8 protein-coding genes and 2 pseudogenes are annotated in these 10293 nt (G+C 51.6%); 5 read left to right on the forward strand and 5 right to left on the reverse strand.

Features of this window, described 5'->3' with window-relative positions; genetic code table 11:
* Positions 1 to 84: 84 nt before the first annotated feature.
* Both HMPREF2959_RS01665 and HMPREF2959_RS01670 read right to left on the reverse strand, forming a co-directional pair.
* Positions 85 to 279 carry a YbdD/YjiX family protein gene (locus tag HMPREF2959_RS01665; protein ID WP_002212918.1) on the reverse strand — a complete coding sequence of 65 codons (195 nt, stop codon included), beginning with the start codon at positions 277 to 279 and terminating at the stop codon, positions 85 to 87.
* Entirely contained in the window at positions 269 to 2350 is a 2082-nt protein-coding gene (locus HMPREF2959_RS01670) for a carbon starvation CstA family protein (protein ID WP_002243304.1), read from the reverse strand. The genes HMPREF2959_RS01665 and HMPREF2959_RS01670 overlap by 11 nt, the downstream gene beginning before the upstream one ends.
* A 475-nt stretch (positions 2351 to 2825) precedes the next feature.
* Between HMPREF2959_RS01670 and HMPREF2959_RS01675 the strand changes: the two genes are divergently transcribed.
* Positions 2826 to 3206 carry an MliC family protein gene (locus tag HMPREF2959_RS01675; protein ID WP_002234061.1) on the forward strand — a complete coding sequence of 127 codons (381 nt, stop codon included), beginning with the start codon at positions 2826 to 2828 and terminating at the stop codon, positions 3204 to 3206.
* Positions 3207 to 3266: 60 nt separating this feature from the next.
* Here the strand turns inward: HMPREF2959_RS01675 and HMPREF2959_RS13440 are convergent.
* The 3 genes and pseudogenes from HMPREF2959_RS13440 to HMPREF2959_RS01685 form a co-directional block, all read right to left on the reverse strand.
* A pseudogene (locus HMPREF2959_RS13440) lies at positions 3267 to 3454 on the reverse strand (hemagglutinin); the annotation flags it as partial.
* 34 nt (positions 3455 to 3488) lie between these two features.
* Positions 3489 to 4022: a hypothetical protein gene (locus tag HMPREF2959_RS01680; protein WP_002243305.1), complete on the reverse strand. Its 534-nt coding sequence runs from the start codon at positions 4020 to 4022 to the stop codon at positions 3489 to 3491.
* A gap of 153 nt (positions 4023 to 4175) precedes the next feature.
* Positions 4176 to 4669, reverse strand: a pseudogene (locus HMPREF2959_RS01685) (contact-dependent growth inhibition system immunity protein).
* Positions 4670 to 5096: 427 nt separating this feature from the next.
* On the opposite strand from HMPREF2959_RS01685, the gene HMPREF2959_RS01690 reads away from it, so the two are divergent.
* The 4 genes from HMPREF2959_RS01690 (at position 5097) to surE (ending at position 10250) form a co-directional block, all read left to right on the forward strand.
* The gene (locus HMPREF2959_RS01690) at positions 5097 to 6530 is read left to right on the forward strand and encodes an NAD-dependent succinate-semialdehyde dehydrogenase (protein WP_002241771.1); all 1434 of its coding nucleotides are present in this window, start codon (positions 5097 to 5099) and stop codon (positions 6528 to 6530) included.
* Between the two features lie 244 nt (positions 6531 to 6774).
* Positions 6775 to 7563, forward strand: a complete 789-nt coding sequence (locus HMPREF2959_RS01695; protein WP_002241770.1) for a hypothetical protein — start codon at positions 6775 to 6777, stop codon at positions 7561 to 7563.
* A gap of 367 nt (positions 7564 to 7930) precedes the next feature.
* Positions 7931 to 9487, forward strand: coding sequence for a TerC family protein (locus tag HMPREF2959_RS01705; RefSeq protein ID WP_002235960.1), 1557 nt, complete (start codon positions 7931 to 7933; stop codon positions 9485 to 9487).
* A gap of 16 nt (positions 9488 to 9503) precedes the next feature.
* Positions 9504 to 10250 carry a 5'/3'-nucleotidase SurE gene (gene surE, locus HMPREF2959_RS01710; RefSeq protein WP_002212934.1) on the forward strand — a complete coding sequence of 249 codons (747 nt, stop codon included), beginning with the start codon at positions 9504 to 9506 and terminating at the stop codon, positions 10248 to 10250.
* Positions 10251 to 10293 lie beyond the last annotated feature (43 nt).

Consider the following 10293-nt stretch of genomic DNA (forward strand, 5'->3'; position numbering starts at 1 on the left):
GCCTTGTCCTGATTTTTGTTAATCCACTATATTATAAAAATTCCGTCTGAAGCGGCGTTCAGACGGAATTTGTTTCAAGCAGGCTTAACAGCAGCGTCCGCCGTTTGCGCCGCAACGGCGCTTGCGGCAGTAGTCTTGAAATTGCAGCTTGGTCATCACGGGGGCGTTGGGATTATGTTTGCGCTGCTGTGCAACGTAGTTTTCATAATCAGGCACGCCTGCCATCAAGTTTGCCGTCAGCTTGATGGTTTTCCACCAAGACGCGAGCTTATGCTTCACTTTGTGCCTCCGGCTGCTTGCCGTCGCGGTACACCGCCGGGATTTCTTTGGCGGTCGGCCAGCCGACTTTGCGTGCTTTGAGGGCGGTACGCAAACCGTACGCGGCGACAATCACGACAACCGACAAGAAGAGGATGGTCAGACCGGCATTAATCTTGTCGTTGAAGATGATTTGCGCCATTTCGCCGATGTCTTTGGCAGGCGCAAGGACTTCGTTTTTAGCCAATGCGTCGCTGTATTTGCCGGCGTGGGCAAGGAAGCTGATGCGCGGGTCGCTGTGGAACAGTTTTTGCAGGCCGGCGTAGCAGGTTACGAACAGTACGCCGACGGCGGGAACGAGTACCACCCAAACATAACGGTCGCGTTTCATCTTAATCAGCACCACGGCGCACATAATCAAGGCCACGCCTGCCAGCATTTGGTTGGCGATGCCGAACAAAGGCCAGAGCGAGTTGATGCCGCCCAGCGGGTCGGTTACGCCGGTGTAGAGAAAGTAGCCCCACAATGCCACGGCGAAGAAGGTCGCAATCAGGTTGGCGGGGATGGAGTCGGTGTTGCCGAAAGGTTTGTAGAAGATGCTGCCCAAGTCTTGAATCATAAAACGTGCGACGCGCGTACCGGCATCGACGGCGGTCAGGATGAACAAGGCTTCAAACAATAGGGCGAAGTGATACCAGAACGCCATCATCGCCTCGCCCGGAATCAGGCGGCTCATAATGTGCGCCATACCGACTGCGAGGGTGGGCGCACCGCCTGCACGGGAAAGGATGGTGTTTTCGCCCACTTCCTTAGCGGTGTGCAACAGGGTTGCAGCATCGACAGGGAATTGCAGCTTGGTGGTAATCACTTCGGCGGCGGTATTGGCATCCGTACCGATCAGGGCGGCAGGGCTGTTCATGGCGAAGTACACGCCGGGATCAAGCGATGCGGCGGCGGCAAGCGCCATAATGGCTACGAAACTTTCCATCAACATACCGCCGTAACCAATCATACGGACGTGGGTTTCGTTTTCCAGCATTTTCGGCGTGGTGCCGGAGGAAATCAGCGCGTGGAAGCCCGAAACCGCACCGCAGGCGATGGTGATGAAGAGGAACGGGAACAATGCGCCTGAGAATACCGGACCCGAACCGTCGATAAAGTGGGTTACGGCAGGCATTTGCAAAGCGGGATTGACGATGACGATGCCCAAAGCCAAGGCCGCAATCGTACCGATTTTCAGGAAGGTGGAGAGATAGTCGCGCGGAGTGAGCAGCAACCATACGGGCAATACGGAGGCGACAAAGCCGTAAATCATAATCGCCCAAGTGAGCTGGATGCCGTCAAGGTCGAACCAATGTCCGATGGAACTTTTCGCCACATCTTCGCCGTAAATTACCGCCAGCATCAGCAAAATAAAGCCGACGATGGAAATCTCGCCGATTTTGCCCGGACGGATATAGCGCGTGTAAATACCCATAAACAGGGCAATCGGCATAGTGGCGGCGATGGTAAACGTACCCCAAGGGCTGTGAACCAGTGCTTTTACGACAATCAACGCCAACACCGCCATAATGATGACCATAATCATCAAAATACCGATGGAGGCAATCACGCCTGGAACAGTACCGAGTTCTTGTTTCACAATATCGCCCAAAGACTTACCGTCGCGACGCATAGAGACGAACAAGACCATCATATCCTGTACCGCGCCGGCAAACACCACGCCGAAGATAATCCACAAAGTACCGGGCAGGTAACCCATTTGCGCCGCCAAAACCGGGCCGACCAAAGGGCCCGCGCCCGCAATCGCGGCAAAGTGGTGTCCGAACAATACGCCTTTGTGCGTCGGAACGTAGTCCAAGCCGTCGTTGTGGCGTTCTGCCGGAGTCAGGCGGTTAGGATCGAGCCGCATTACGTGGTTGGCGATGTAGAGGCTGTAAAAACGGTAGGCGATGCAGTAAACGGATATGGCGGCGGTAACCATCCATACCGCGCTGACCTGTTCGCCTCGGCTGAGAGCCAGAGTGGTAAAGGATGCTAAGCCGACCAGTACCACTATGCCCCAAATGAGGAAGGTTTTGAGTGATTTCATCGAATAAATCCTTATCTCACACTGTCGGAATATGCCTGAACGGCGGGAAACGGATGACCGCCTGCCGGCACGGGCACAAACCGGAGTCTGAATGATTGACGAAGTATGAAACAGTGCGCTTGTCGGGATTTGTGCCTTATGCCCGCATCAAACAGTGCAGGGATGCGGGCGCACAAAACGTTAAACGCCGAATAGGATTTTAACGCAAATTAGCACACTGATAGCGGTTTTTACTTGGAATTTGGAAAAAATTTACATTCCTTCGGGCGGACAGGCGGGTTTGGACGGCATCGTCAGGCAAAAGGCGGCGCCGGAAGACGGGTAAAGAAGGGGCGCGCAATCCGGATTATTGATTCATCGCGGGTAAATTCCGGTTATCGGGCTTGTGTGTTTGCGCGTCCGTTTATAGTATGGCGTTGCCGCAGCTTGGAATCAGGGCGGTTGTTTCATATCTTATTTTTATTGGGGAGCTTTTATGAATATCAGGTTTTTCGCGCTGACCGTACCGGTTTTGTCTTTGGCGGCCTGTGCCGTGCCGGAGGCGTATGATGACGGCGGACGAGGGCATATGCCGCCCGTTCAAAACCAAGCCGGCACGGCAGATTTTCGGGCATTTTCCTGCGAGAACGGTTTGTCTGTGCACGTCCGCCGTTTGGACGGCGGCAGAATCGCGTTGCGGTTGGACGGCAGGCGTGCCGTCCTCTCTTCCGACGTTGCCGCATCCGGAGAACGCTATACCGCCGAACACGGTTTGTTCGGAAACGCAACCGAGTGGCACCAGAAAGGCGGCGAAGCCTTTTTCGGCTTTACCGATGCCTACGGCAATTCGGTCGAAACTTCCTGCCGCGCCCGTTAAACGGGGCAGCCTGTTTGAACCGCCGTCCGGATTTTTCGGGCGGTTTTTTATGTCGGATTTGTTTTGCAGTTCGGCCTCCGGCAGGGTTTTGGCTGTCTGATACCGTCCGTAACTTCGGGTATTGCCGAGTTTGTCGGCAACGACCGCTGCGACTTGGGCGGCGTTTTGCCGAACGCCTGCGTTACTTCCCTTTGTAGGCCGATCTCTTTGGCAACCGCGTCTTTGTCGAAGCTGTTTTTCAGACAGCCTTTTAAATTCATACAATCTATGGCTTGCTTATCTTTATAATTGTCCAAATTTCCAATAATCCCGCCCTTCAATTTTCCAATAACAAAATTCGTCCGGTATTAAATACCCAAAATCCATCGCCTTTGCAAACCAGCCGTCATAAACATAATCTTCATGACATCTGTCCCAATCCATATGTAAGATAGGATCATTGTACGACAGCTTGTTCTCGACAACGGAATATAACCTTACCGCTTCAGCAGAAGTAAATCCCTGAAACATCAGTTCCTTCAATTCATCCTTTTTTAATACAATGACTGAATCCGATTGAAGATAGCTTTCAAAATTGTCCTTAGTTAACTGCCAGATACCATTACGGTAATTTTTATAATCATAATTATATTGTTCTTTTGTTATAATTCCTTCTCTTAGATAAATATCAAAAGATATTTTTGCATTTAATTCAAAATTTTCCTTATAATCAATCAAGTAATATATCTTTTTCTTATAGACAAAAATAGATATGCATTGAATATACTGAAAGATGTCATCCAATAATTCAGATTTAAATTTCTCAATCTTTTCCATATTTGCCAAATTCCTTAATAACTTTATCTTCAGCAAGCCGTAACCCACATTAAATCTGCAGGTAAGGTGTGGTACGCACGCCAGTGAACTTGAGTCTAATAAAAAGGTCGTCTGAAACATTTTTCCGGCTTTCAGACGGCCTTTTGCCAAATATTATCGGCAGCGGCTCAATGCCAACTTTAAACCTGCTCCGATTTCTTCAGGGCTGTTATCCAATGATAAAATTACATCGTCTGCATCAATGGCATCCCACGCTTCCAGCTTGACATGGCGGCTCGGGCTGATTTTCAGGCAGCCGTTGTGCAGCCAAATATCCACGCTCATCATGTTTTTAAATAGGGCGCGTCTGGTTTTATAGCCCAAGTTCCTGCATAGGTTGGCAACCCAATCCTCATAGCGTTGCCGAAATTTTTCGGTATCAAAAAAATCTTGGTCTTCTGGACTGTCATAAACGAAAGTCCTGCTGTTTGCCAACGCTTGCAAGACCGTCGTGCCTAAAGTTTCATTGTCGGTATCCAATGGCAGGATATGGGGGGATATAGGTGGTCTATTGCCGTTAATCCCAAACCTGAACATGTTTGAACAATCAGAGCTTCTTCATTCGTATAAAAAACTGCCCAATAATTTTGAGCCTGTTTAAAAATCATTATTTTATCTCCGTAATTTTGATTGTATAGTGGATTAACAAAAATCAGGACAAGGCGACCGAAGCCGCAGACAGTACAGATAGTACGGCAAGGCGAGGCAACGCTGTACTGGTTTTTGTTAATCCACTATAATGTTTGGATTTTTGCCATACTCTACCACACGTTGCAACTGCAATCTTTGTTCCTTATATATTATTAAAGGGCTGCATTACTTTTCTTTCTAAATTACCATTGTATAAAAAGTATTTTTCTTAAACGACAGGGATTGCGCCCGCGCCATATTCAGACACCGCCCGGATGTTGCGCTGCCCGATCGGATGCTTCAGACGGCATCGGAAGGGTTTGCAGTTTTGGAATATGAAGATGATAATGTCCGCGAGATTGACGGCATTTGAAAGCGGTTATTCCGCATACCGGAGGACACGAAATGAACGAATATTACCAATTAATCAAGCATCCCGATATTTCCCTTTCCCCGATTTCAGACGGCATCGGGGTCGGCAATCCGGCGACGGGCGAAATTTTGGCGTATGTCCGCAATACGGGTTCGGACAAACTGAAAAACCTGATTCAAAAGGCGGCGGCAGCGCAAAAATTATGGGCGGCGAAAACTGCTTTGGAACGCGCCGACATATTGTGGCGTTGGTATTTTTTAGTTAAAGAAAACAAAGAAGCACTGGCGCGTCTCATGACGATGGAGCAGGGCAAAGGCCTGACCGAGGCGCGCGGCGAAATCGATTATGCGGCTTCGTTTGTGCGCTGGTTTGCCGAAGAGGCGCGGCGGATTGACGGCGATGTGCTGACGAGTGTGAAAGCATCGCAAAAACTGGTCGTGTTGAAACAGCCTGTCGGCGTTACTGCCGCAATTACGCCGTGGAACTTCCCGTCTGCGATGATTGCGCGCAAGGCCGCGCCTGCTTTGGCGGTTGGCTGCGCGATGATTGTCAAACCTGCATCGCTCACGCCTTTGAGTGCGTATGCGTTGGCCGTGCTGGCTTATGAAGCTGGCGTGCCGCAGGATTTGCTTCCCGTCGTTAGTGGCCGCGCTTCGGAAATCAGCCGTGAATTTGCCACGAATCCGATTATCCGCAAAATCAGCTTCACCGGCTCGACCGAAGTCGGTGCAAAAATTTTTGCCGATAGCGCGGCGGACATTAAAAAACTCAGTTTGGAACTGGGAGGCAACGCGCCGTTTATCGTGTTTGACGATGCCGATTTGGACAAAGCCGTCGAAGGCGCGCTCGCCAGCAAGTTCCGCAACAGCGGTCAGACCTGTGTCTGCACCAACCGCGTTTACGCCCAATCGGGCATTTACGACGAATTTTGCCGCAAATTAAGTGAAAAAGCAGCCGCGCTCAAATTGGGCAACGGCTTGGAAGATGGCGTAAACCAAGGGCCGCTGATTGAGGAAAAAGCGGTGGAAAAAGTCGAGCAGCACATTGCTGACGCGCTCGCTAAAGGCGCGGTCTGTCTGACCGGCGGCAAACGCAGCGCGTTGGGCGGAACGTTTTTTGAGCCGACTGTCTTAAGCGGCGTAACAGCACAAATGGCGGTGGCGCGCGAGGAAACCTTCGGGCCGTTGTGTCCAGTGTTCCGTTTTGAAACCGAAGCCGAAGTCATCGCGGCCGCCAACGATACGGAATACGGTTTGGCAGCTTACCTTTTCACCTCCGATACCGCCCGCCAATGGCGCGTCGGCGAAGCATTGGAATACGGTATGGTCGGCATCAATACGGGCTTAATCAGTAATGAAGTGGCACCGTTCGGCGGCGTGAAACGCAGCGGTTTGGGACGTGAAGGCAGCAAATATGGTGCGGACGAATATCTAGAATTGAAATATTTGTGTATTGATGTCGGGTAGAGTATATATTTGATTTATATGCAAAAAGTTTTTGGGTATGTAAATCTGATAGATTCACATACCCCAACTTATACCCCAATTTATTTGAAGTTGGTTTGAAGCCAGTTTGCTACGGCTTCTTCGTTCCACCGGCTGCTCCTGCCGTCTGAACAGCAGGTTTTCAGACGGTGCCGCATTTTAAGCAGCCTTTATCTGTTGTACAATGCGCCCTGTTTTTACGGTTATTTTTGATTTGAATTAAGATATGATGGAAAACGGAAAAACAGCCTCGAGATGGCGTTTTGCCTTGAAAAGTGCGGGCTGGCACCTCTTAATCAGCCTATCGGTTGCAGGACTGGCGGCATTGCTGGTTTTTAAGGTTTGGTATCCTTATCCTTATGCCGAGCTGACGGGAGGGCTGTCGCTTTATCAGCTGGTGGTGGCTGTTGATATCGTATGCGGCCCGCTGCTGACTTTAATTTTGGCAAGCCCGAAGAAAAAGACAAAGGCACGCATGGTCGATTTTTCCATGGTCGGCATCATCCAGCTGGCGGCTTTGGTGTACGGTCTGCACAGCGTTTCTTTGGCGCGTCCCGTGGTGGAGGCGTTTGAAAAAGACAGGATTAATGTTGTGACCGCCGCCGAAGTGGCGGTTGAAGACCTGCACAAAGCGCCGGAAGGGCTGCAAAGCCTGTCGTGGTTCGGCATCCGCCGCATTGCATTGAAAGAACCTGAGGATGCGGATGAGAAGAACAAGACGCTGGATTTGTCCCTGAAAGGTATCGAGCCGAGTATGCGTCCCGACCGGTGGCTGCCGTATTCCGACAAGGAAGCAGAAGAAATCCGCAAACATCTGAAACCGCTGAAAGTCTTGGCGGATGCGAGAAAAACGACGGTTGCGGACATTCTGAAACAGGCAGGTCTCGCCGAAGGGGAGGAGCTGTATTACCTGCCGTTTACCAGCAGCAGGCAGAAAGAGTGGATAGTCATTACCGATAAAGAGGGCAACACCAAAGGCTACGCGCCGATAGACGGCTTCATCATCACCCCTTAAGCGTTGGGACTCCGTCCGCACTCGAACATCCGTTCTTCGCGGCGGTAGAATCAGACTGTATTTGAGAGGGGCGCAACCCCTCAATCAGGGCAACACATAGGGGAAGGCTTTATGTGCCGTCCGTGTGTTGAAACATTTCAAAATAAGCTCATGCCGTCCGAACATCCTTTCAGACGGTATGGCATTTTGCCATTGCCCCGATAAGCTGTTAAACTATTTAAATTATTTCGACCGAAGGTACACGCACATGAAAGACCCCGAGCAGAGCAGCAAGCCCGCCCGCCGTTTTTTGTGCGTACCGTCTGTTCAGGCAGCTTGAGCGCTTCAGGCTGCCTTTTCGCGTTTGAACTTGAGGAATACGAAAATCATGGATTTCAGTTGGTTGGCAGAACCGCATACCTGGATAGGTTTTGCCACGCTTTTGGTGTTGGAAGTCGTATTGGGGATAGACAACCTTGTCTTTGTGGCGATTTTGGCAAACAAGGTCCAGCCCGCACGGCGCGACCGCGCACGGATTATCGGGCTGGGGCTGGCAGTCGTCATCCGCATCATTATGCTTGCTTTTATGGCGCACATCATCACGCTGACCGAGCCGCTGTTCCAAATCGGCGGCCTCGCCGTTTCCGGCAAGGACATGATTATGCTCGCGGGCGGTATTTTCCTGCTTTACAAAGCCACCACCGAACTGCATGAACGCCTCGAAGGGCACAACCGTTTTACCGTTGCCGACAGCCAAAAAAAACACGCGCCGTTTTGGGGCGTGGTCGCGCAAATCCTGATACTGGATGCCGTGTTTTCCATCGATTCGGTCATTACTGCGGTGGCGATGGTCGATCATATCGTCGTGGCGATGGGTGCGGTCGTCGTCGCAATGGCTGTAATGATTTCTGCCAGCAAACTCTTGACCGAATTTGTCGACAGACACCCTACCGTCGTGATGCTCTGCCTTGGTTTTTTGTTGATGATCGGTTTCAGCCTGATTGCCGAAGCCTTCCATTTCCACATTCCCAAAGGCTACCTCTACGCCGCCATCGGCTTCTCGATTTTAATCGAACTGTTTAACCAGATTTCCCAGCGCAACAGCCGCAAAAACGACTACATCGGCAGCTCGTGGCGCAAACGGACTGCTGAAAACGTTTTGGGTATGATGGGCATACGCGAAAGCGTGCTTGCCGACGCGGGCGGCGAATCCGGGGACGACGCGCATTTTGAAGAAAACGAAAAATCGATGATACGCAGCGTGCTGACGCTTGCCGAACGCCCGATTATGGGGGTGATGATCCCACGCCGCGACATCGAACGGCTGGACATTTCCCAAAGCCGCGAAGAACAGTGTGCCCAACTGCAAAACACGCCTTACAGCCGCCTGCTCGTTGTCGGTAAGGCGGGCGTGGACGAACCTTTGGGCTACATCAACAAAAAAGACCTGCTGTCCCAACTGCTGGAAACAGGCGGTCTCGACATTCAGACGGCATTGCGCCAGCCGCTCGTTTTGCCCGACAGCACCACCGCGCTGGGCGCAATCGAACTCTTCCGCCAAAGCAGCGCGGATTATGCTTTGGTGGTGGACGAGTTCGGCGCGGTATTGGGCATGGTAACCATGAAAGACCTGCTCGAAACCATCGCAGGCGAGTTCCCCGAAGAATTTGAGCGCGAAGAAGAACCAGCCGTTCAGGGGAATCCCGATGAAAGCCTGACGGTGGAAGGCGCGTTGGAATATGTGGAGCTGGCATCCCAACTCAATCTGCCGCAGCAGGAGGAAGATGCCGATTTCCATACGGTTGCCGGGCTGATTATGGAAGAATTGCAAACCATCCCCGATGTCGGCGATTTTGCCGATTTCCACGGTTGGCGGTTTGAAGTGGTCGAAAAAGAAGGGCAGCGCATCGAGCGGGTCAAAATCACCAAATTGCCCGAAGAATAAGCATTCAGGATAGAAAATGAACGTTTTGATTTCCAACGACGACGGCTACCTCTCCGAAGGCATCGCCGTTTTGGCGCGCGTTACGGCGGAATTTGCCAACGTCAGGGTGGTCGCGCCCGAACGCGACAGGAGCGGGGTCAGTAATTCGCTGACACTGGAACGCCCTTTGCAGTTGAAACAGGCGCAAAACGGCTTTTACTATGTCAACGGCACGCCGACCGACTGCATCCACATCGGGCAGTCTGTATTTTCGGATTTTCAGGCCGATTTTGTCTTTTCGGGCATCAACCGGGGCGCGAATATGGGGGACGACACGCTTTATTCGGGGACGGTTGCGGCGGCAACCGAAGCCTACCTTATGGGCATACCCGCTGTGGCGTTTTCCTTAAACGACGCTTCCGGACGCTATTGGGCAACCGCAGAAAAGGCACTGTGGACATTGTTGGCGCATTTTTTCAAAACCCCCCCGCAGTCCCCTATTTTGTGGAACATCAATATCCCCGCCGTCGAGCCGGAAGATGTGCGGGGCATTAAAATCGCCCGTTTGGGCAGGAGGCATCACGGTCAGAACGTCATCCCCGCGCGCAATCCGCGCGGCGAACAGATTTATTGGATAGGCCCGGTAGGCAGGGTTTCCGACAAAGAAGAGGGAACGGATTTCGGTGAATGCGGCGCAGGTTTCATTACCGTAACGCCGCTGCAAATCGACCTGACCGCCTATCCGGACATGGCGGAAACAGCGGCGTTCTGGCATGCGGACTGACCGTTTCATCAAATATAGTGGATTAACAAAAACCAGTACGGCG

The organism is Neisseria sp. HMSC070F02 (assembly GCF_001814225.1).
Lineage (GTDB): Bacteria > Pseudomonadota > Gammaproteobacteria > Burkholderiales > Neisseriaceae > Neisseria > Neisseria meningitidis.

Excerpts from the sequence above, each read along its gene's own strand:
- HMPREF2959_RS01695 (WP_002241770.1), top strand. The coding sequence starts at position 6,775 with ATGATGGAAAACGGAAAAACAGCCTCGAGATGGCGTTTTGCCTTGAAA.
- surE (WP_002212934.1), top strand. The coding sequence starts at position 9,504 with ATGAACGTTTTGATTTCCAACGACGACGGCTACCTCTCCGAAGGCATC.
- HMPREF2959_RS01670 (WP_002243304.1), bottom strand. The coding sequence starts at position 2,350 with ATGAAATCACTCAAAACCTTCCTCATTTGGGGCATAGTGGTACTGGTC.
- HMPREF2959_RS01680 (WP_002243305.1), bottom strand. The coding sequence starts at position 4,022 with ATGGAAAAGATTGAGAAATTTAAATCTGAATTATTGGATGACATCTTT.
- HMPREF2959_RS01705 (WP_002235960.1), top strand. The coding sequence starts at position 7,931 with ATGGATTTCAGTTGGTTGGCAGAACCGCATACCTGGATAGGTTTTGCC.
- HMPREF2959_RS01675 (WP_002234061.1), top strand. The coding sequence starts at position 2,826 with ATGAATATCAGGTTTTTCGCGCTGACCGTACCGGTTTTGTCTTTGGCG.
- HMPREF2959_RS01690 (WP_002241771.1), top strand. The coding sequence starts at position 5,097 with ATGAACGAATATTACCAATTAATCAAGCATCCCGATATTTCCCTTTCC.